This is a genomic window from Gaiella sp., assembly GCF_057140465.1.
In genome coordinates, this window is record NZ_DBNHWK010000012.1 from 1 (window position 1) to 19,908 (window position 19,908).

The window sequence follows — 19,908 nt, forward strand, 5'->3', positions numbered from 1 at the left end:
GAAGAAGCGAAGTCCGAGCTGCAGGAAATCGTCGGATTCCTGCGCGATCCCCAGGAGACGGCGCGACTCGGCGCGCGAATGCCCCGCGGCATGCTGCTGGTCGGGCCGCCGGGCACGGGCAAGACCCTGCTCGCCCGCGCCGTGGCGGGCGAGGCCGGACGCCCCTTCTTCTCGATGTCCGGGTCGGACTTCGTCGAGATGTTCGTGGGTGTCGGCGCGTCGCGCGTGCGCGACATGTTCGAGCAGGCGAAGAAGCACGCGCCGTGCATCATCTTCATCGACGAGATCGACGCCGTGGGCCGCCATCGTGGCGCTGGCCTCGGCGGTGGGCATGACGAGCGCGAGCAGACGCTGAACCAGCTGCTCGTCGAGATGGACGGGTTCGAGCTGAAGGACAACATCATCCTCATCGCCGCCACGAACCGGCCCGACATCCTCGACCCGGCGTTGCTGCGGCCCGGTCGCTTCGACCGGCAGATCGTCGTCGACCGGCCGGATCGCAACGGGCGGCGCCACATCCTCGAGGTGCACGCCAAGGGCAAGCCGCTCGACAAGGAGATCGACCTCGACACGCTCGCCGCGGCGACCCCGGGCTTCACGGGAGCGGACCTCGCGAACGTGATCAACGAGGCGGCCCTGCTGGCTGCGCGGCGCGGCAACAAGACCATCGCGCAGGACGAGTTCGAAGAGGGGATCATGCGCGTGATCGCCGGGCCCGAGAAGAAGTCCCGCCTCTTCTCGGAGAAGGAGCGGAAGATCACCGCGTACCACGAGATGGGCCATGCGCTCGTCGGCTTCTACCTCGAGGAGACGGACGAGGTGCACAAGATCTCGATCGTCAGCCGCGGCCAGGCGCTCGGGTACACGATCTCGCTGCCGAGCGAGGATCGCTACCTGACGACGAGGGGCGCGCTGATGGATCAGATGTCGATGACGCTCGGCGGGCGCGCCGCCGAGGAGCTCGTGTTCCACGAGGTGACGACCGGTGCGGCGAACGACCTCGAGAAGGTCACGCACACGGCGAAGCAGATGGTGATGCGGTTCGGCATGAGCGAGAAGCTCGGGCCGCGGGTCCTCGGCCGGAACGCCGACATGCCGTTCCTCGGCCGCGAGATGTCGGCCGAGCCCGACTACTCCGACGAGATCGCGAAGCAGATCGACGACGAGATCCGGCGGGTGATCGAGGAGGCGCACGACACGGCGACGACGCTGCTCCGCGAGCACATGGACGAGCTGCACCAGCTGTCGGTGATCCTCATCGAGCGGGAGACGATCGACAAGGAGCAGTTCGAGCGCCTGCTCGCCGGCGAGGCGGAGGAGTCCGTGTTCGCCGAGCCGCCGCAGGAGGTCGTCGCGGAGCCGGAGCCGGAGCCGAGCAAGAAGCCGGTCATGAAGCCGACTCCCCGCCCGATCCCGGGCGCCGCGATGCAGCCTCCGCCGCCCGATCCGGCCGCCGGCTAGCGGCCCGTCGTCAGTGCGCTCCCGGCGTCGTTCAGCCGGTACGTGCCCTCGGCGCGCGGCCTAGGCGCCCCGCCACGGTCGCTCCTCCGGGCGCTCGCCCTCCGTGTGCGCTCCCCGCACGCGGCGCGGAACGAGCCCGACCGACGTCCCGAGCCGCACGAGCAGCACGAATGCCGCGACGGCCGCGGCCGCACCGAGCACGTCCGTGGCGACGCCCTCGACCCGTACGAGCTCGGCGATCACCTCGAGCGCGACGCCGGCCGCGAGCGTTCCGAGCACGAGCGCGCAGAGCCACGCGACGTGACGCGCCCGCGCCCCCGGCTCGTCGGGCGAGGTCGTCCGGATCTCGTGCGACCAGTAGCCGAGCTCGCAGACGAGCAACAGCAGGGCGCCGACGAGCGGCGCGCCCCGGTCGATGCCGGCGCCGTCGACGACGACGACGAGCGCGTACCCGCACCCGAGGGCGACGGCGCAGGCGCCGACGACCGCCGGCACGCGCGCCAGCAGCCCGACGATCAGCGCGGCCGTCGCGAGCGCCCCGAGCGCACCGACCGTCTCGGCGACCGCGTCCGTCTCGGCACGCACCGTGATCCACGTCGCGAGCCCGGCCGCGGTCGCGGCCGCCGCGCCGCCGGCGATCAGCGACGCGCGAGCGTTGCGTGACGACGGTATGCCCTCACCTCCTCGAACGTCGTCTCGAGGCCGGTCTCGTCGTCCCACCGGGCGACTGCGACGCCCATCCCCCGGAGGCGCTCGCGCACGGCGGTGCGGCGCAGCTGCCACAGGCGCCACGCGAGCCGGTCGATCTCGTCGCTTCCCGGCTCGAGGAACGCCTCGGGCGCGAGCTCGACGACCGCGAGGTCGTGGCCTCGGGCGCGGAGGTCGAGCATCGCGGCGACCGCACGCTCGTCGAGGAGCGGCGAGATCGCGATCACGAGCGCGTGCGGCGGCAACGTGCGCGCCGGGATCACGTTGACGTCCTTCCACGCGTAGCTGAAGTGCACCTGTGTCTCGAGCAGCGCGTCGACGAGCAGGTAGCGCTGGACGGGCCCACTGCCGGGCTCGAGCCACCTGAGCGTCCCTCCGAAGCTGACGAGGCCGACACGATCGCGGCGGGCGAGGTACCGGTCGGCCAGCGTCGCCGCCGCCCGGACGCTGCGCCCGAGTGCGCCGTCGCGTTCGTCGCCGACGTCGACGAAGCTGTCGAGCAGCAGCACGACGTCGGCGTTCCGGTCGGGATGGCGCTCGTTGACCACCAGCGTTCCGCGTCGCGCGGTCGCCCTCCAGTTCACGGATCGCAGTCGATCTCCCGGGACGAACGGTCGCGTGTCGGCGAACTCGAGCCCGTCGGCGCGCGCCCGGGAGGTCTCGTTGCCCGTCGTCACCTGCGTCTGGGCCGGGGCCAGGAGTCGTCGGAGCCGCTCCGGCTGCGGATAGACGCGGATCGCATGGGGGCGGGCGACCCTCCGCTCCCAGGTGAGGACGCCGAGGCGGTCTCGCGCCCGGACGCGGAGGTCTCCGATCGTCCACGACCCCCAGCGCGCCCGGAGCGCGATCGGCAGCTCGCGGCTCTCGCCGGCCTGCAGCGAGAGCGCGACGGGCAGCGTGTCGTCGACGACCTCCACCCCCGGAGGCACGACGAGACGCACCTCCGCCCGGGCGACTCCGCCGTCGGAATCGAGGTCGACGGTGGCCGGGACGTCCTCGTCCTCCAGGGCGCGATCCGTGTCGACGGCGAACCCGACCCGCACGGACGGCGGCCGGCGCGTCAGCCCGAGCGCGAGCACGAGCGCGAAGGGGACGACGGCGACCGCGAGCTCCGCACGACGGGCCGCGAGCGCTCCGAGCAGCCCCAGCGCGACGATGGTCGCGTACGCGGTGAGCCGCGGCGTCGGCCGCGGCGTCACGGCTCGGAGGTCTCGGCTGCAGGCGTCGGCACCGTGTCGAGCACCTCCTCGACGACGTCGACGCCCGAGCGCCGCTGTACCCAGAGCTCGGGCCGGAGCACGAGGCGGTGGGCCAGTGCGGGGACCGCGATCGCCTTCACGTCGTCCGGCGTCACGTAGTCCCGACCCTCGAGGGCCGCGTGGCAGCGCGACAGCTTGAGCAGCGCCAGGCTCCCGCGGGGACTGGAGCCCACGGACGTGCTCGGGCTCTCCCGCGTCGCGGTCACGAGCGCCACCGCGTACTGCCCGACGGTGGGTGCGACGTAGACGTCCTCGATCGCGCGCTGCATCGCGCCGAGCGCCTCGCGGTCGACGACGCTCTCGAGGGCGACCTCGTCCGAGCGCCGCTCGATCCGGCGGGCGAGCACCTCCCACTCGTCCTCGGCGCTCGGGTAGCCGAAGGCGGTGCGCAGCAGGAACCGGTCGACCTGGGCCTCCGGCAGGGGGTACGTCCCCTCGTACTCGATCGGGTTCTGCGTGGCGAGCACGAGGAACGGGTGCTCGAGACGGTGGGTCACGCCGTCCACCGTCACCTGCCGTTCCTGCATCGCCTCGAGCAGTGCGGCCTGTGTCTTCGGAGGCGCGCGGTTGATCTCGTCGGCGAGGAGGAGGTTCGTGAACACCGGCCCGGGGCGGAACTCGAAGTCGCCGTCGCGCTGGTTCCAGATCGACGATCCGGTGACGTCCGACGGGAGCAGGTCCGGCGTGAACTGCACGCGCGCGAACCGCAGCCCGGTGACCGTCGCGAAGGAGCGGGCGGCGAGCGTCTTCGCGAGCCCGGGGACGTCCTCGAGCAGGACGTGGCCGTCCGCGAGCAGGCCCATGAGCACGAGTCGGAGCGCCCCACGCTTCCCGATCACCGCCCGCCCGACCTCGTCGAGGATCCGATCCGACTGCGCCCGGACGTCGTCGAGCGTCATCACAGGCGCTCCAGCGCGTCGAGCACCCGGTCGAGCTCGGCGGTCGTGACCCCGCCGCCGTCCCGACGCTGCGGGACGCCCTCGCCCGGACGCACGAGCGCCCACGTCTCCTCGCCGAGGAGGCGTCGCGCCCGCTCGGGGCTGCGCGCGAGGTCGATGCCGCGACGGACGGAGAGGAGCTCGGTCGCGATCTCCCGGAGCGCGGGTCGGAGCCGGAGATGGGCGTCGTACGCGGACGCCATCGACAGCGCGACGTCGCGCTCGGCCCGGTCGAGCCCCCCGAGGTGCGGTGGGGTCGCCTGTGGCGCTCGGCCGACGTCGAAGGCGGAGCGGACGTCGGGGTAGGCGGAGCGGAGCGACACGACGGCGGTCGCGAGCGCGATCGCGACGATCGCCAGCAGCCAGAGGTGGACGATCAGCGCGGCCCGACCGGGGTACAGGCCGATCGCGACGACGAGCGCCAGCGTCGGCACGAGCGCCACGCCGGCGGCGCGGAGAGCCCGCCTCCTCATCTGCTCCCACCGTCGATCGCCGCCGCGAACGCCGCCCGCCGCGCTGCCTGCTCACGCTCGTCGACGGCCCGGAGGGCCTCTCGGGTCGTCTCGAGCGCATCGATCGCCTCGTCCTTCATGGCGGCGTCCACATCGTGTTGGGAGAACTTGGCCTCCGTGAACAGCGCCGTCAAGCGGGTCACGGCCTTTCGGGGGACCTCGAGGTCGAGCAGGATGCGCTCGAGGTACTCGTCGGGCGCCTCGGAAGGACGGCGTGGGGCTCCGTACCAGGCGAGCACGCGCTCGAATCGGCCGTAGGCGACGACGACGGCGCGGCGCGCGTCCTGCTCGGCGCGGATGTCGTCGAGCGTGTCGTCGAGGACGTCCGCGAGCGCGCCTGCGAGGGCCGCCGCGTCGTCCTCGGCCGGCGTCCGACGGCTCCGGAACGCGACGACGCCCGCCGTCACGGCGATCGTCACGAGGACGAGGGTGACGAGGACCGGGACGGTTGCGAACCGTGGGCGATACGGCTCGTCCTCCTCCAGCGGGTTCTGCGCCGGGGCGTCTCCCAGCGGGAGGTCGTTCGTGGCCTGCGAGCCGTCGTCCCCGGTGATCCGGCTGATCACGAGCGCGAGCAGGGCGAGGACGAGGAAGTAGGCGACGGACGCGATCGACCGACGCCGCCGCTCTGCGCGCAGCTGCGCCGGGTTCGACACGGCCGACGGCGCGAAGATCGCGAGTGCGATCCACAGCACGGCCCCGAACGCCATGAGCACGACGAACAGGCTGACGCCGATGTCGAGCATCCAGTCGGCAGGCCTGCGGGTCCCGCCCGATCCCGTCGGCGCCGGGCCGCCGGCGGCGATCGCGACGGCCGCGAGCAGCGCGAGGACGACGAGCGCGACGAGCGCTGGACGGCGTCCGGCCCTGCGAATGGCGCTACCGTCCACCGTCAGATGAGACGTCCGGTGCTCGCAGAACGTTTGCCGCGGCCCTCGGTTGTCGGTGTGCTCAACGTCACGCCGGACAGCTTCTCCGACGGCGGCCTCCACGTCGACCCGGAAGCGGCCGTCGCGCACGCACGCGACATGCTCGAGGACGGCGCGGCCCTGGTCGACGTGGGCGGCGAGTCGACACGACCCGGCGCCGACGGCATCGCGCTCGATGAGGAGCTCCGGCGCGTGATCCCGGTCCTCGAGCGCCTCCGGGGCGCCCCGGTGTCGATCGACACCACGAAGGCGGAGGTCGCCCGGCGCGCGCTCGCGCTCGGCGCCGAGCTCGTGAACGACGTCACGGCGCTCCGGGGGGACCCCGAGCTCGCACAGGTCGTCGCCGAGAGCGGGGCGTATCTCTGTCTGATGCACATGCAGGGACAGCCTCGCACGATGCAGGACGCGCCGGCGTACGACGACGTCGTCGACACCGTGACGGCCTTCCTGGAGGAGCGGCTCGCGTTCGCCGTGGCGGCAGGCGTGGACGAGGAACGGGTCTGCCTCGATCCCGGGATCGGCTTCGGCAAGACGCCCGATCAGAACCTCGAGCTCGTCCGCGGCCTCCCGAGGATCGCCTCGCTCGGCCGGCCCGTGCTCGTCGGTCTCTCGCGGAAGAGCACGCTCGGGAAGGTGCTCGGCGATCCCGACGCGCGGGTGGGGACGGACGACGCGTCGGTGGGCGCGGCGATCGCAGCCTTCGACCGTGGCGCTTCGATCTTCCGGGTGCACGACGTCCGCCGCCATGTCGAGGCGCTCACCGTCGCCGCCGCGATCGAGCACGGGGCGATCCGATGACGCTGACGATCGAGCTCGTCGGGCTGGAGCTGCACGGGTACCACGGCGTCCTCGAGGAGGAGCGCCGCAACGGCCAGCGGTTCCTCGTCGACGTGGAGGTCGAGCCGAGCGACGCCCGGGCCGGGACGAGCGATCGTCTCGGCGACGCGGTGGACTACCGGCACGTCGTCGACATCGTGCAGGAGGTGTTCGACGCGACCCGGTACCAGCTGCTCGAGGCGCTGACGACGTCGATCGCGGACGCGCTCCTGGAGTCGCTCCCCGTGCGGCGCGTGCGCGTCAGGGTGCGGAAGCCCGACGTGCTGCTCGCCCTGCCGGTGACGCACTCCGCCGTCGTCGTCGAGCGCGTCAGCGAAGACGGACGGTGAGCGTGTACGCCCCGGTGAGCGTGCCCCGCCGCGGGTTGACGTCGAGGTACAGGTACCGGCCCCCGGCGGTGTTCGCGTAGCGCAGCGTCTCCGTCGTGCCGCGGGTGGCGCTGTGCGCGAGTCGTCCCGTCGCGGACTTCACGCTGAGCGTCCCGGCCCGCCACAGCGAGAGGTCGACGTCGGCGCCGCCCGTCTTCGCGACGAGCGTCCGCCCCTTCGGCACCCAGACGCGGTAGACGTCGCGGGGGTCCTCGACGAGGTCGTAGCGTGCGCGGATCGACGTGCTCGTGCGGGAGCGGGTGGTCAGCGCCGGCACGCCCACGGCGTCGGGGCTCGACGGGTCGACGAGAGCGAGGTCGTCGTTCGGCTCGAGCGGGTCGCGGATCGGCGCCGGGTACGCGAGCGCGCTGCGCACGTCGAGGAGGCCGAATCCGCTCGCGTAGTCCTTCCCGGGCTTGCCGATGTCGCGTGCTGAGCGGCGGAGCACCTCGAAGACCTGGGTCGCGTCGAGGTCGGGGCGCACGGTCCAGACCCAGGCGGCGGCGCCCGAGACGAGCGGGGCCGAGAAGCTCGTCCCCGAGGCCGACTGCCAGCCGTTGTTGAGCGCCGACGCCACGAGGATGTCGTCTCCGGGGGCGGCGAGGTCGACGTACGGCGAGCGGCTCGAGAACGAGGCCACCTGGTCGGTGCGGTCCGTGGCGGCGACGGTGAGGACGTGCGGCAGCACGGCGGGGTATCCGAGCGGGCTGCCGACCTCGCCGTCGTTGCCCGAGGCCGCGACCACGAGCGAGCCGCCGCGGACGGCCTGCATCACGGCCTGCTCGACGACGGGATCGCGATCGCTACCGCCGAGCGAGAGGTTGATCACGCCGGGGCCGCGCCGTGCCGCCTCGATGATCCCCTGGACGATCTCGAACGTATCGAGCTTCGTCCCCTGACCGCGGGCGGCATCCCAGGAGCGGAGCACCGCCTCGGGGTAGATGCCGACGACGCCCTGCCCGTTCGCGGGCGCGGCGACCACGGAGCTGACCATCGTGCCGTGCTCGCCGCCGAGCGGCTGTGGCTCCTGCGGGTTCAGCGTCTCCGTGTTGGGTCGTCCGGCGAACTCCGGGTGGAACACGTCGAGGCCGGAGTCGACGATCGTGATCGGGACACCCGGGCCGGGCGGCTCGAGGCCGTCGACGCCGATCGCGACGCGCCACCACTCGTCCGCCGAGAGGGGGTCGGGGACCACACTCGCGGAGAGGGTTCCGACGTTCTCGCGAACCGGTGAGGCGAGGTGGACGAGGCCGCGTCGCTCGAGGTCGTCGAGCACCGACGGATCGACGTCGGGCCCGAGGCGCCACAGGCGCATCTCCGGGACGGCGAGCGTCGCGCCCGCCGCCGACAGGGTGGCCGCCTCGGTGCACGCCGCACCGGGCTCGAGGACGACGAGCATCGCGTCACGGTTGGGCGATCCGGTGACGGCGGCCACCAGCGAGGAGAGGAGTGCCGCGACCGAGACGAGCATGAGCGCACCGTACGCCCTGGATCGAGAAGTGTGTGCAAGGGATCGGTGAACCGATCGTTAAGGTCGGCACGTGCCACGCGCCTTCGTCGGCCTCGGCGCGAACCTCGGCGACCGCGACGCCGCGCTGCATCGTGCCGTCGAGCTGCTCGGCGAGCACGACGGCATCGACGTGGTCGCGGTCTCGGCCGTCCGGGAGACGGAGCCCGTCGGCGTCCTCGACCAGCCGCGCTTCCTGAACGCCGCCTGCGCCGTCGACACGACGCTCGCGCCGCGCGCGTTGCTCGACGTGCTGCTCGAGGTCGAGCGGGCGCTCGGGCGGGTACGCGGAGCCGAGCGCTACGGCCCGAGGACGATCGACCTCGACCTCCTCGTGTACGGCGGCGAGGTCGTCGACGAGCCGGGGCTCGTCGTCCCGCACCCGCGGCTGCACGAGCGCCGCTTCGCGCTCGAGCCGCTGCTCGACCTCGACCCGGGGCTCGTCGTCCCCGGCCGCGGGCGGGTGGACGACCTGCTCGGCGCGCTCGACGAGGACGCCGGGCGGGCGCGGTGAGCGACGCTCCGCACGCCCGGGGAGCCTCTACACTCCGCGGCATGAGCCATCTCGACGAGCTCGACGAGTTCGACGCCGAGCTCGAGCTCCAGCTCAAGAAGGAGTACACGGCGGTCTTCCCGCTCTTCCGCTACTGCGTGCTCACGCAGGATGCGACCTACCTCTGCAACCGCCTCGACCTGAAGGTCGCGCCGCAGGCGAGCTACCCCTTCTTCCACGCGCAGATGGAGGACGTGTGGGTGTGGGACAAGAACCGGCCGACGCGGATCATCCCGCGCGCCGAGGTCTACACCTCCGGCGACGTCACGGTCGAGGAGCTGCGCGGAGAGGGGGACGAGCCCCGGCTCACCGCGGAGGAGCTCGCCGACCGGCTCGGCGAGCCACGGTCGTCCGACGACGACAGCCTCTAGGGCGCCGGTCGCCCGGCGCGTCAGGGTCACACGGGAGGGCGCCCGTCCGACGTCGAGCGCGACGGGCCGGCGCACACCGCATCTCCTGGTGTGGGCACGACGGGCGGGTTTGCCTCCAGCGGTGTGGCGCCGCCCCGAGCCGGGCCGCGTTCGCGAGGGAGCGGGCCGTCTCGGGCTCGATGCGCGCACCGGTCGCCGCGCCACCGAGCCGACGCGATCGACGACCACCGCGGCCCGTTGCAGCACGCGGCCCACCTCCTCGCTCACGCGCGTCCGTGCGCGCTCGTCGCGGTCGCCGTGGAGGAGGACGAGCCCCTCGAGGCCGCCACCGTGTGGCTCGACGAGGTACGCCCCCGGCTCTCGATCACGCCGTCGCGATCCAGCGTCCACGGCGCGACCGCCTCGCCGAAGACCGTCGTCGACGTCTGCTCGCGGCGGGGATCGGAGCGCCCCATCCGATGAACAGTGCGGAGTCGGTCATGTGCCCCCCTTCGGCCGGGGTCCCGTCCGTCACACACGGTGTAGGCTCGCGGCCACATGCTGCTCGCCGTCGACGTCGGCAACACGCAGACCGTGCTCGGTCTGTACGACGGCGACCGTCTCATCGACCACTGGCGCGTGGCGACCGAGCGCACACGGACGGGCGACGAGCTCGGCGTGCTCCTCTCCGGCCTGCTCGACGTCGAGTCCGTCGACGCGATCTGCCTCGCCTCGACGGTGCCGGCGCTCGTGCGTGAGTGGCAGGAGCTCGCGGCCCGGTGGGCGCACGTGCCGATCCTCGTCGTCGGGCCCGGTGTGCGGACGGGCGTCCCCATCCGCTACGACGATCCGCGCGAGGTCGGTCCCGACCGGATCGTCAACGCCGTCGCGGCGAAGGACCGGTACGGCGCGCCGGTGATCGTCGTCGACTTCGGCACCTCGACGAACTTCGACGTCGTCTCGTCCGAGGGGGAGTACGTGGGCGGTGTGATCGCCCCCGGGATCGAGACGTCGATGGAGGCGCTGTTCGCGCGGGCAGCGCGTCTCGTCAAGATCGACTACGTCGAGCCGCCGGCGGTGATCGGGAAGACGACGGTCGGCGGCCTCCAGTCCGGCGTCGTGTACGGGTTCGCCGGGCAGGTCGACGGGATCGTCACGGCGATCCGGGGAGAGCTCGGCGTCGATGCGCGCGCGGTCGCGACCGGTGGCCTGGCGGAGCTCGTCGTCCCGCACTCCTCGGTGGTCGAGGTCGTCGACCCGTTCCTGACCCTGGACGGCCTCAGGCTCGTCTGGGAGCGCAACGTGTGATCGACCCGACGGCGTTCGCCGTCTTCGCGCTCGCGTCGCTCGCCCTCGCCGTCGTCCCCGGGCCGGCCGTGCTCTACATCGTGGCGCAGGGCGTCCATCGAGGCCGGAGGGCCGGGGTCGTGTCGGCGTTCGGGGTTGCGAGCGGCGGGCTCGTGCACGTCGCGGCGGCCGTCGCCGGCCTCTCCGCGCTGCTCGTCGCCTCGGCCGAGGCGTTCACCGTCGTCAAGATCGCCGGCGCCGTGTACCTCGTCGTCCTCGGGGTCCGCACCCTGCTCGCCCCGGAGGGCGCCGTCGCCGGCCGCCGCCCCGAGGTCACGCTCGCCCGTACGTACCGCCAAGGCGTGATCGTGAACGTGCTCAACCCGAAGACGGCGCTCTTCTTCCTCGCGTTCCTCCCGCAGTTCGTGGACAGGGACGGAGCGGTGCGGCTGCAGCTCGCGGTCCTCGGTGCGGTGTTCATCGTGATCGCGCTCGCGAGCGACGTGATGTGGGCGCTCGTCTCGGGGACGGCCGGCACGGTGCTGCGCCGCAGCCGCGCCTTCCTGCGGGCACAGCGGTACGTGTCGGGGTCGATCTTCCTCGCGCTCGGCGTCCTCGCGGCGCTCACGGGACGCCACCAGGCGGCCTGACGCGGCGCGGATCGGTCGGTCGCTAGCCGCCGCCGTAGATCGAGACGGGCAGCTCGAGCGTGACCTCGTCGCCTGCCGGGACGTCCGCCTCGAGCGCCTCGACGAGGGGCAGCGCACCGGGCGCGGCCGCGAGCAGGCGGCGCTCGACCTCGGCGGTCGAGTCGAGGAGCACGAGCTCCTGCTTGAACGCCTTCGGGAAGCGTCCGTGCCCGAGGTACCAGCCGTAGAACTTCTTGAGGAATCCGACCGCCTTCCGCTCGCCGAGCTCCCGGACCGTCTCGCGGACGAAGAGGATCAGCTCCGCTGCGACCTCCTCCCGGCTGGGCGGCTCCGTCTCAGCGCCGATGATCTCGCGCAGGGCCCACGGGTTCCCCTGGGCGCCGCGTCCGACCATCACCGCCGCCGCGCCGGTCTCCTCGAGCACGGCTTCGGCGCGCGCGCGGGAGGTGATGTCGCCGGACGCCACGACCGGGACGTCGACGAGCGCTGCGAGCTCGCGGGTGAGGGCGTGGTCGGCGGTGCCCGTGTACATCTGCTCGGCAGAGCGGGGGTGCAGCGTCAGCGACGCCGCTCCCGCCTCCACGAGGTGCGGCGCGACGGCGAGGCAGTCGCGGGAGCCGTTGCGGAGGCCCCGCCGCATCTTCACGCTCACCGGGAGGTCGACGGCGTCGGCGATCGCCGCCACGATCGCGGTCGCCCGCTCGGGGTCCTCCAGCAGCGTCGCGCCGGCGCCCGTCTTCGTCACCTTCTTCACCGGGCAGCCGAAGTTCACGTCGACGATGTCCGCGCCCGCGGCGGCGACCATCCGTGCCGCCTCGCCCATCGCGGCCGGCTCCGAGCCGAAGAGCTGGATCGCGAGGGGGTGCTCGTCGGAGGCGACGCGCAGGTAGCCGAGCGTGCGCTCGTTCCGGTGCTCGATCCCCGCGGACGAGACCATCTCCGAGCAGACGAGGCCGGCACCGAACCGTCGTCCCTGGCGGCGGAACGCCTGGACGCTGACGCCCGCCATCGGTGCGAGCACGAGGCGCGTGGGGATCTCGACGTCCCCGATCCACCACGATGCACGAAGGTCGACGGCCACGGGTCAATGGTAGTGCCGACCGCTGTTGCCGTCGTCGCCTGTCCTGGCTACCATGCCCCCTCGGCGCGGCGCGTGGCGCCGCGTTCTCTCGATACGCACGGAGGACCGGCAGCGGTGAAGGACGTCATCCTCACCCCGGAGGGGCACCAGGCCCTCACCGAGGAGCTCGAGTACCTGACGACGACTCGGCGGCGCGAGGTCGCGGAGCGGATCAGGGTTGCCCGCGAGTTCGGCGAGATCGCCGAGAACGCCGAGTACGACGACGCGAAGAACGAGCAGGCGATGCTCGAGCACAAGATCGCCCAGCTCGAGGACCGCCTCGCCAATGCGCGCGTGATCGACGTCAAGCACGTCGACACGAGCGTGGTCTCGGTCGGGTCGGTCGTCCGCCTCCGCGACGTCGCCGCGAAGAAGACGTTCGAGTACCACATCGTGGGCTCTGCCGAGGCGAACCCCGCCGAGCAGAAGCTCTCGAACGAGTCGCCGGTGGGCAAGGCGATCATGGGGCGCAAGAAGGGTGAGACCGTCGAGGTCGTGACGCCCCGCGGCGGGAAGCTGAAGTTCAAGATCATGGAGATCAAGGCCGCCTGAGCGTGCACCGGCCGGGTGTCCCTCCCGGCCGGCGGAGCCGGCCTCCGGCCTACCCTGACGACGCTCGGCGTCCCCGGCCTTCCGGGTCCGTGCTCGCGCACGATCCCCTCCGGCCGTGACCGCCGAGCGCCGCCCCGGAGCACGCTCATCTCGTGCAGCGGCCGGGTGTCCCTCCCGGCCGGCGGAGCCGGCCTCCGGCCGTCACGGCTGTGGGCTCTCGCCGGGCGGCGGAGAGAACTCGCCCGGCGAGAGCCGCTGAGGTCGAACGCCCGTCAGCTCAGGGCTTGTACGAGCGCGGTGCAGAAGTCGTCGCTGCGGCCGGTCGAGTCCTTCACGATCTCGCCGAAGGTGACGTCGTCCCCGTCGATGTAGAGCGTGTAGCGGACCTGGCCCGGATCGCGGGCGATCGCCTTCCCGTCGGGGCCGTACAGCGTGGCGTTCCCCGTCGCGAGCTCGAGGGCGGTGAGCGTGCCGTCGGGGTTCTCGGTCACGTGCAGGTCCTTCTCGAGGACGTTCGCGAACGACCGCGCCGTCTCCCCCGCCTTGTTCGTGAACGTCTCCGTGATGTCCCCGAGCACGGACACGTACTCGATCCCATCGGGGCCGTGCCCGACGATGGAGATCTTGAGCTCGACCGAGCGCGTCCACGCGACCGTCAGGCCACAGACCTTCAGTGCCTTCCGTGCCTCCTGGAACTCCACCGAGAAGCTGTCTGCAGCTGCAGCCGTCGATGCGAGCACCGCGACCACCGCCGCCAGCGTGATCAGCGTGCGTTTCATCGTTCCTCCTGTTCCTGCCCCTCGGACGGCGCATCGCCGACGCGCGTCCAGGGGACGTCGTTGTATGCCTTCGTGGTGTTCTGGTCATCGTCCGAGTCGTACGGGGGGAGCGCCTTCTGGTCCCTCCAGGTCACCGTGTCGCCGTCGACCGCGTACGTCATCTCCCAGTCGCCGAAGCAGCCGCTCGTCCACGTGAAGGTCACGAGACGGTCGTCGCCCTCGTCGTACGTGCCGCGGCACGAGCCGGTGCTGTTGTCGGCCGTCCGCCACGCCGCGAGGAACGTGCCGTCCTTCCAGAGCGTGATCTCCTGGTGCCCCGACTCCTTCACGGCCCGCTCTGACGGGATCCCGTGGTCGATCAGGTACTCGTCGCTGAGCTCCCACTCGTAGACACCGGTCTGCAGTGACTCGGACGCCCCGTCCGGGCTCCCGCCGCAGCCACCTGCGGCGATGGCACCGACGATCACGAGGGCTACGAGCGGCTTCGTCAATCCTGGCCTCCCTTCTCGCGCTTCCGCGCGGTTCGCGTGTGCCTGGGAAGGCTGGAGCCGACCCCTCGCAGGCCACTGTCAGCGGGCTTTCAGGCGGCTGATCGATCGTGGTACGGTCGCGCCCTGGCAGGGAGCCTCGAATTCCGTGTTCTCGGGCCGCTCGAGGCGCATGACGGCGCGCGGGAGATCGGCCTCGGGGGAGCGAGGCAGCGGAGCGTGCTCGCGATGCTCCTGCTCGATGCCGGCACCGTCGTCTCTGCCGATCGTCTGATCGACGAGCTCTGGGGCGACGATCGGCCCGAGGATGCCCAGACCGCCCTCCAGCAGCACGTCTCTCGCCTTCGGAAGCAGCTCGAGCCCCACGACGTCCTGGTCACGCGCTCGCCCGGGTACGTGGCCGAGCTCGGCACCGCAGGGCTCGACCTCCACCGCTTCGAGGAGCTCTTCGAGACGGGCCGCACGCAGCTCGACCGCGGTGAAGCGGAAGCTGCGGCCGAGTCCTTGCGGGCTGCGCTCGCGCTCTGGAAGGGGCGCCCTCTCGCCGATCTCGAGAACGAGCGATTCGCCCGCGACGCGATCCCCCGCCTCGAGGCGCGGCGGCTCGCGGCGCTCGAGGCGCGGATCGCTGCGGACCTCGCCTGCGGCCGCGCGGGCGACATCGTCGGCGAGCTCAGGGAGCTCGTGCGGCTCCATCCGCTCGACGAGCGCCTTCGCGGCCAGCTCATGCTCGCCCTCTACCGGTCGGGTCGCCAGGCGGACGCCCTCGACGTCTACGCCGATGCCAGGCGCACGCTGGTCGGCGAGCTCGGCCTCGAGCCCGGGCCCGAGCTCCAGCGTCTCCAGCGCGCGATCCTGGCGCACGACCCCGCCCTCGACGGAGCTCCCGCACCGCGCACGGCCGGCCGCGGCCCGAAGCGAAGGACGGCGGCGGCCGCTGCCGCGATCGTCGTGCTCGCCTGCCTGCTCGCGGTCGCCGCGCTCGCTGCGTGGGCGACGCTCGGCCGCGGGGACGACGAGGCCGTTGCACCGGCGCCCGGCGGGAGCTACGTCGCCGCCGTGGACGCGTCCACGGGCTCGGTCCGGGGCCGGATCTCGGCGGCGCGCACGCCGGCCGCGATCGCCGCGTCCGAGGGGACGATCTGGGTCGTCGACGCGGATGCGCAGACGATCCTCCAGCTCTCGAAGGGATCGCGGGTGGTCGAGACCTTCTCCACGGGCGCGACGCCCCTGGACGTTGCCGCCGGAGGGGACGCGCTCTGGGTGGTGAACGGGAGCCCGCTCGAGGGGGCCCAGTTCGTCGGGCCGGTTGCGACGAGCGTCGTCCGCCTCGACCCGACGACGCGTACGGAACGGGCCGAGGTTCGGCTCCCCTACGAGTCGGGCGACGTCTCGAATCTCGCCGACAACCGCCTCGCGGTCACCGAGGATGCCGTCTGGGCGGTGACGCCGGACTACGGCGTCGCGCGGATCGAGCCTTCGACGGGGGAGATCACCGCGGTCTCGCGCGCGGTTCGCGCGGGCGCCGTCGCCGCCGGACGGGCCGGCGTGTGGGCGCTGGGCGTCGACGGCACCGCGGCGCTTCTCGACGAGCGCACGGCGAGGCCGGTCGCGCGCGTCGAGATCCCTGCGTCCTCGGTCACGGACATCGCCGTCGGAGAGGACGCAGTATGGGTCTCCTCGTCGACGGACGGGACGCTCTGGCGCGTCGGCGGCGGCAGGACGCCGTCGCTCGGAGTCGTGAGCCTCGCGCCCGGCATCGCGGACGTCGCCGCCGCGGAAGGCTCGGTGTGGGTCGTGAACCCGCTCAGCGGAACGCTGACCCGCGTCGACGCGGAGACCTCGACGGTCGCCGGCACGACCGCGCTCGGCGGCATTCCGCACGCGATCGCCCTCGACGGCGAGACCGTGTGGGTGACGGTCACCGCCGGCCCGGAGTCGTCGTCGACGAGCGAGGAGGTCGCCGGAGTCCGCCCGCTGTCCGCCGGTGTGTGCGAGCCCGTGATCTCGGGAAACGGAGCGTCGGACCTGCTGATCGTCTCGGATCTCCCGCTCCAAGGGGGGATCCGCGTCACGGCGACGCAGATGGCGCAGGCGATCGCGTTCGTCCTGCGTGAGCGAGGCTTCCGTGCTGGCCGCTTCCACGTCGCGTACCAGTCGTGCGACGACTCGATCGCCCGCACGGGCCTCTTCGACGAGGCCAAGTGCGCGTCCAACGCGCGCGCGTACGTCGACAACCTCGATGTCGTCGGGGTGATCGGGACGCTCAACTCGCCGTGCGCGGTTGCGGCGCTGCCGACGCTCAACACGGCCGAGGGTGGGCCGCTCGGGATGATCTCCCCGCTCAACTCGTTCGTGGGCCTCACGCGCGCCGGGCCGGGTGTCGATCCGACGCTCCCTGCGGCCCTCTACCCGACCGGCCGCCGGAACTACGTCCGCGTGTACCCGACCGACGACCTCCAGGGTGCGGCACTGGCGCTCCTGGCGCGGGACCGCGGACGCGAGAAGGTCTTCGTCCTCGACGACGGCGAGCCGGGGTACGGCGTGCTGATGGCGACCGGGTTCGAGACGGCGGCCCGGAGGCTCGGGCTCGACGTGCGCGGCCGCGTGAGCTGGGATCCGCAGGCGAGGGACTACGTCGGCCTCTCGCGTCGAGTCGCCCGGTCCGGCGCGACCGCCGTCTTCGTCGGAGGGCTCCTGGACACGAACGCGGCTCGGGTGATCCGCGATCTCCGCTCGACGCTCGGCCGCTCGGTCGACGTGATCGGCCCGGACGGCCTGACGCCGCTCTCGCTGCTCGTCGAGCAGGCCGGGAGGGCGGCACTCGGAACGTACGTCAGCCTCGCAGGGATCGTCACCGAGCGGCTTCCCGTGGGCGGTGCCCGGTGGGTCGAGCGATTCCGCCGCACCCAGGCCGGCGGGGAGGTCGAGCCGTCGGCCGTCTACGCCGCTCAGGCTGCGGAGGTGCTGCTCGATGCGGTCGCTCGCTCGGACGGCACCCGCGCGTCCGTCGTCGAGGAGCTCTTCCGGACGAAGGTCCGCGGCGGTCTTCTCGGTTCGTTCGGCTTCGACCGCAACGGCGACATCACGGAGAGCCCCGTGACGATCCTGCGCGTGCGCTCGGCGGGAACGGCGAAGACGATCATGAGCGCGGAGGGCGGAGTCGTCGCGCGGGTCGTCCGGCCCGCTTCGAGCCTCGTCGCTCCCGACGAGTAACCTGGCCCGGTCATGTCCGCGCCGAAGCGCTTCCCCGACCGGGACGAGATCGCCGCCGTCCGCGCCGAGGCGGAGCCGCTCGACGCGGGGGGCGAGGGGCCCGAGACGCGGCGCATCGCCGGTCGGGCGATGGCGCGCCGCGGCATGGGCAAGCTCGTCTTCCTCGACGTCGTCGACCGTTCCGGCCGGATCCAGGTGATCTGCGACACGGCGCGCACCGGTGACGTCGACGTGCACCTCGGTGACGTGGTCGGCGTCACGGGTCGCCCGGCGAAGTCGCGACGCGGCGAGCCGTCGCTCGCGGCGGAGGCGCTCGAGCTGCTCTCCCGGAACACCCAGCCGCTGCCCGACACGTTCCACGGGCTCACGGACGTCGAGCAGCGGTACCGGCGGCGCTACCTCGACCTGCTGATGAACGAGGAGAGCCGCGACGTCTTCGTCGCCCGGGCGAGGATCGTGACCGCGATCCGGCGGTGCCTCGACGAGGACGGCTTCGTCGAGGTGGAGACGCCGGTGCTGCAGCCCCGCTACGGCGGTGCGTTCGCCAGGCCGTTCGTCACGCACCACAACGAGCTCGAGGCCGACTTCTACCTCCGGATCGCGACGGAGCTCTACCTCAAGCGGCTGATCGTCGGTGGGCTCGAGCGCGTGTACGAGATCGGCAAGGACTTTCGCAACGAGAGCGTCTCGTACAAGCACCAGCCGGAGTTCACGATGCTCGAGTGGTACGAGGCGTACGCGGACTACGGCGACACGATGGCGCGGATCGAGGCGCTCGTGGAGCGGGTCGCGCGCGAGGTGCTCGGCACGACCGAGGTCCGCTTCCGCGGGCGCGACATCGACCTCCGCGCTCCCTGGCGGCGGTTGCGGTTCGTCGACGCGCTCTCCGAGCACGGGCTGTGGCTCCGGGACGAGGGCGAGCTCCGTGCGGCGCTCGTCGGCAAGGGCGTCGACACGGAGGCCGACAAGGACTGGGCGCAGCTCGTCGACCACGCGTTCAGCCACTTCGTCGAGCCGACGCTGGTCGCGCCGACGATCGTCCACGACTACCCGGTCGAGATCTCGCCGTTCGCGCGGGCGACGGACGACGACCCCACCCTCACCGAGCGCTTCGAGTACTTCGCGGGCGGGATGGAGCTGGGGAACGCGTTCACCGAGATCAACGACGCCGCGGACCAGGCCGCCCGGTTCGAGGCCCAGTCCGCGCACGTCGGTGGCGAGCCCGGTGACCCGGACTACGTCGAGGCGCTCTCGTACGGCATGCCTCCGACCGGCGGGCTGGGTCTCGGCATCGACCGGCTGACGATGCTGCTCACGGGGCGCGAGACGATCCGTGACGTCGTCCTGTTCCCCGCGCTGCGCGCCGCGAAGGACTGACTGGGAAGCGCAGTCGACCGGGGGTGAGCCGTGCCGACCCGGTACGGTGGGCACATGGACGAACGCCTACGGCGGCTGCGAATCGGCAACCTCGCCCTGGCCGCGCTCCACGCGGCCCAGGCGGTCCTGATCCTCGCGCTCTCGAACGACTTCTCGCTGCCGGTGACGGGGGCGTTCCTCGACGGCCCGCCCGGCGTGACGCCGATCGGCGACCCGGAGACCCTGTGGGAGGCGCGGCTCGGGCCGGCGGTGGCCGCATTCCTCCTGCTCGCGGCGCTCGACCATCTCGTGGTCGCGCTGCCCGGGGTGCACCGCTGGTACGAGCGCAACCTGGGCCGGGGCGTGAACGTGGCGCGGTGGATCGAGTACTCGCTGTCGGCGACGATCATGGTGCTGCTGATCGCGATGCTCACGGGCATCTCCGACGTCGCGGCGCTGATCGGGATCGCCGGCGCGAACGTCGCGATGATCCTCTTCGGCCACCTCATGGAGCGGACGAACGACCGCGTGCGCCCGACCGACTGGCTCCCGTTCGTCTACGGCTGCGTCGCGGGGATCGTCCCGTGGGTCGCGATCGCGACGCAGATCGCCCTCTCCGTCGACCGGGGTGACGGCCCACCGACCTTCGTCTACGTGATCTTCTTCTCGCTCTTCGCGCTCTTCAACTCGTTCGCCGTCAACCAGTGGCTGCAGTACCGGAAGGTCGGCCGGTGGCGCGACTACCTCGTTGGCGAGTGGGGCTACCTCGTGCTCAGCCTCACCGCGAAGTCGCTGCTCGCGTGGCTCGTGTTCGCGAACGTGCTGCTCGAGAACACGACTCCCTGAACCTGCTGCCTCCACGGCCGTCCGCCTGTCTCGATCGGCGTGCCGGCGCCCGGCCCGGCGCTCCCGCGTGCCGACGGCGCGGCGGGGCTAGGCAGCGGCCGCGCGCTCGTACGCGAGCACGTCGGCGAGGATGTCGTCGAGCGTCCGCGTCGGTGCCCAGCCGATCGCGGCGCCGATCTTCTCGATCGAGGG

Annotated in this window: 20 protein-coding genes; 11 read left to right on the forward strand and 9 right to left on the reverse strand. The window is 72.5% G+C overall.

Translation table 11 applies throughout. From position 1 onward, the window contains the following. On the forward strand, positions 1-1,461 hold a 1,461-nt coding region (gene ftsH, locus AC162C_RS01235), incomplete at its 5' end, for an ATP-dependent zinc metalloprotease FtsH (RefSeq protein ID WP_484095962.1). A gap of 60 nt (positions 1,462-1,521) precedes the next feature. Here the strand turns inward: ftsH and AC162C_RS01240 are convergent. The 5 genes from AC162C_RS01240 to AC162C_RS01260 are packed head-to-tail and all read right to left on the reverse strand — an operon-like array spanning position 1,522 to position 5,768. Then, entirely contained in the window at positions 1,522-2,046 is a 525-nt protein-coding gene (locus tag AC162C_RS01240; protein ID WP_484095963.1) for a hypothetical protein, read from the reverse strand. A 53-nt stretch (positions 2,047-2,099) separates the two neighbouring features. Next, complete coding sequence (locus AC162C_RS01245; RefSeq protein WP_484095964.1) at positions 2,100-3,368, reverse strand: DUF58 domain-containing protein; 1,269 nt, start codon at positions 3,366-3,368, stop codon at positions 2,100-2,102. Continuing rightward, positions 3,365-4,327, reverse strand: coding sequence for an AAA family ATPase (locus AC162C_RS01250; protein WP_462975268.1), 963 nt, complete (start codon positions 4,325-4,327; stop codon positions 3,365-3,367). The genes AC162C_RS01245 and AC162C_RS01250 overlap by 4 nt, the downstream gene beginning before the upstream one ends. Then, on the reverse strand, positions 4,327-4,839 hold the full coding sequence (locus AC162C_RS01255) for a hypothetical protein (RefSeq protein ID WP_484095965.1): 513 nt from the start codon (positions 4,837-4,839) through the stop codon (positions 4,327-4,329). The genes AC162C_RS01250 and AC162C_RS01255 overlap by 1 nt, the downstream gene beginning before the upstream one ends. After that, positions 4,836-5,768, reverse strand: coding sequence for a DUF4129 domain-containing protein (locus AC162C_RS01260; RefSeq protein ID WP_484095966.1), 933 nt, complete (start codon positions 5,766-5,768; stop codon positions 4,836-4,838). The genes AC162C_RS01255 and AC162C_RS01260 overlap by 4 nt, the downstream gene beginning before the upstream one ends. Before the next feature lie 57 nt (positions 5,769-5,825). Between AC162C_RS01260 and folP the strand changes: the two genes are divergently transcribed. Together folP and folB are read left to right on the forward strand one after the other, a co-directional pair. After that, positions 5,826-6,605 carry a dihydropteroate synthase gene (gene folP / locus AC162C_RS01265; RefSeq protein WP_484095967.1) on the forward strand — a complete coding sequence of 260 codons (780 nt, stop codon included), beginning with the start codon at positions 5,826-5,828 and terminating at the stop codon, positions 6,603-6,605. Beyond that, positions 6,602-6,973, forward strand: coding sequence for a dihydroneopterin aldolase (folB, locus tag AC162C_RS01270; RefSeq protein WP_484095968.1), 372 nt, complete (start codon positions 6,602-6,604; stop codon positions 6,971-6,973). Before folP ends, folB begins: the two co-directional genes overlap by 4 nt. On the opposite strand, the gene AC162C_RS01275 is transcribed toward folB, so the two are convergent. After that, entirely contained in the window at positions 6,954-8,483 is a 1,530-nt protein-coding gene (locus AC162C_RS01275; RefSeq protein ID WP_484095969.1) for a S8 family peptidase, read from the reverse strand. The two genes, folB and AC162C_RS01275, sit on opposite strands and share 20 nt — an antisense overlap. Before the next feature lie 70 nt (positions 8,484-8,553). Here AC162C_RS01275 and folK point away from each other — a divergent pair, with 70 nt between their 5' ends. From folK to AC162C_RS01295, 4 genes are all read left to right on the forward strand, one after another. Further along, positions 8,554-9,033, forward strand: a complete 480-nt coding sequence (folK, locus tag AC162C_RS01280) for a 2-amino-4-hydroxy-6-hydroxymethyldihydropteridine diphosphokinase (RefSeq protein ID WP_484095970.1) — start codon at positions 8,554-8,556, stop codon at positions 9,031-9,033. Between the two features lie 41 nt (positions 9,034-9,074). Continuing rightward, complete coding sequence (locus AC162C_RS01285) at positions 9,075-9,443, forward strand: DUF2469 family protein (RefSeq protein ID WP_462975261.1); 369 nt, start codon at positions 9,075-9,077, stop codon at positions 9,441-9,443. A gap of 537 nt (positions 9,444-9,980) precedes the next feature. After that, on the forward strand, positions 9,981-10,730 hold the full coding sequence (locus AC162C_RS01290) for a type III pantothenate kinase (protein ID WP_484095971.1): 750 nt from the start codon (positions 9,981-9,983) through the stop codon (positions 10,728-10,730). Next, positions 10,727-11,359, forward strand: coding sequence for a LysE family translocator (locus tag AC162C_RS01295; protein WP_462975258.1), 633 nt, complete (start codon positions 10,727-10,729; stop codon positions 11,357-11,359). Before AC162C_RS01290 ends, AC162C_RS01295 begins: the two co-directional genes overlap by 4 nt. 22 nt (positions 11,360-11,381) lie before the next feature. Here AC162C_RS01295 and dusB read toward each other — a convergent pair whose 3' ends face one another. Then, complete coding sequence (dusB, locus tag AC162C_RS01300) at positions 11,382-12,440, reverse strand: tRNA dihydrouridine synthase DusB (protein ID WP_484095972.1); 1,059 nt, start codon at positions 12,438-12,440, stop codon at positions 11,382-11,384. A 114-nt stretch (positions 12,441-12,554) separates the two neighbouring features. Here dusB and greA point away from each other — a divergent pair, with 114 nt between their 5' ends. Beyond that, positions 12,555-13,031 (forward strand): transcription elongation factor GreA, encoded by a 477-nt coding sequence (gene greA / locus AC162C_RS01305; protein WP_484095973.1) that lies wholly within the window; start codon positions 12,555-12,557, stop codon positions 13,029-13,031. Between the two features lie 272 nt (positions 13,032-13,303). On the opposite strand, the gene AC162C_RS01310 is transcribed toward greA, so the two are convergent. After that, complete coding sequence (locus tag AC162C_RS01310) at positions 13,304-13,810, reverse strand: hypothetical protein (RefSeq protein ID WP_484095974.1); 507 nt, start codon at positions 13,808-13,810, stop codon at positions 13,304-13,306. Beyond that, on the reverse strand, positions 13,807-14,301 hold the full coding sequence (locus AC162C_RS01315; RefSeq protein WP_484095975.1) for a hypothetical protein: 495 nt from the start codon (positions 14,299-14,301) through the stop codon (positions 13,807-13,809). The genes AC162C_RS01310 and AC162C_RS01315 overlap by 4 nt, the downstream gene beginning before the upstream one ends. Before the next feature lie 36 nt (positions 14,302-14,337). Between AC162C_RS01315 and AC162C_RS01320 the strand changes: the two genes are divergently transcribed. Genes AC162C_RS01320 through heR form a run of 3 tightly spaced genes read left to right on the forward strand, consistent with a single transcriptional unit; the run spans position 14,338 to position 19,716 of the window. Beyond that, positions 14,338-17,514, forward strand: a complete 3,177-nt coding sequence (locus AC162C_RS01320) for a BTAD domain-containing putative transcriptional regulator (RefSeq protein WP_484095976.1) — start codon at positions 14,338-14,340, stop codon at positions 17,512-17,514. A gap of 12 nt (positions 17,515-17,526) precedes the next feature. Beyond that, positions 17,527-18,891, forward strand: coding sequence for a lysine--tRNA ligase (lysS, locus tag AC162C_RS01325; protein ID WP_484095977.1), 1,365 nt, complete (start codon positions 17,527-17,529; stop codon positions 18,889-18,891). Between the two features lie 54 nt (positions 18,892-18,945). After that, positions 18,946-19,716 carry a heliorhodopsin HeR gene (heR, locus tag AC162C_RS01330; RefSeq protein ID WP_484095978.1) on the forward strand — a complete coding sequence of 257 codons (771 nt, stop codon included), beginning with the start codon at positions 18,946-18,948 and terminating at the stop codon, positions 19,714-19,716. The last annotated feature ends 192 nt before the right edge of the window (positions 19,717-19,908 follow it).

Excerpts from the sequence above, each read along its gene's own strand:
- AC162C_RS01250 (WP_462975268.1), bottom strand. The coding sequence starts at position 4,327 with ATGACGCTCGACGACGTCCGGGCGCAGTCGGATCGGATCCTCGACGAG.
- AC162C_RS01255 (WP_484095965.1), bottom strand. The coding sequence starts at position 4,839 with ATGAGGAGGCGGGCTCTCCGCGCCGCCGGCGTGGCGCTCGTGCCGACG.
- folB (WP_484095968.1), top strand. The coding sequence starts at position 6,602 with ATGACGCTGACGATCGAGCTCGTCGGGCTGGAGCTGCACGGGTACCAC.
- AC162C_RS01275 (WP_484095969.1), bottom strand. The coding sequence starts at position 8,483 with ATGCTCGTCTCGGTCGCGGCACTCCTCTCCTCGCTGGTGGCCGCCGTC.
- AC162C_RS01285 (WP_462975261.1), top strand. The coding sequence starts at position 9,075 with ATGAGCCATCTCGACGAGCTCGACGAGTTCGACGCCGAGCTCGAGCTC.
- AC162C_RS01290 (WP_484095971.1), top strand. The coding sequence starts at position 9,981 with ATGCTGCTCGCCGTCGACGTCGGCAACACGCAGACCGTGCTCGGTCTG.
- AC162C_RS01310 (WP_484095974.1), bottom strand. The coding sequence starts at position 13,810 with ATGAAACGCACGCTGATCACGCTGGCGGCGGTGGTCGCGGTGCTCGCA.
- lysS (WP_484095977.1), top strand. The coding sequence starts at position 17,527 with ATGTCCGCGCCGAAGCGCTTCCCCGACCGGGACGAGATCGCCGCCGTC.
- heR (WP_484095978.1), top strand. The coding sequence starts at position 18,946 with ATGGACGAACGCCTACGGCGGCTGCGAATCGGCAACCTCGCCCTGGCC.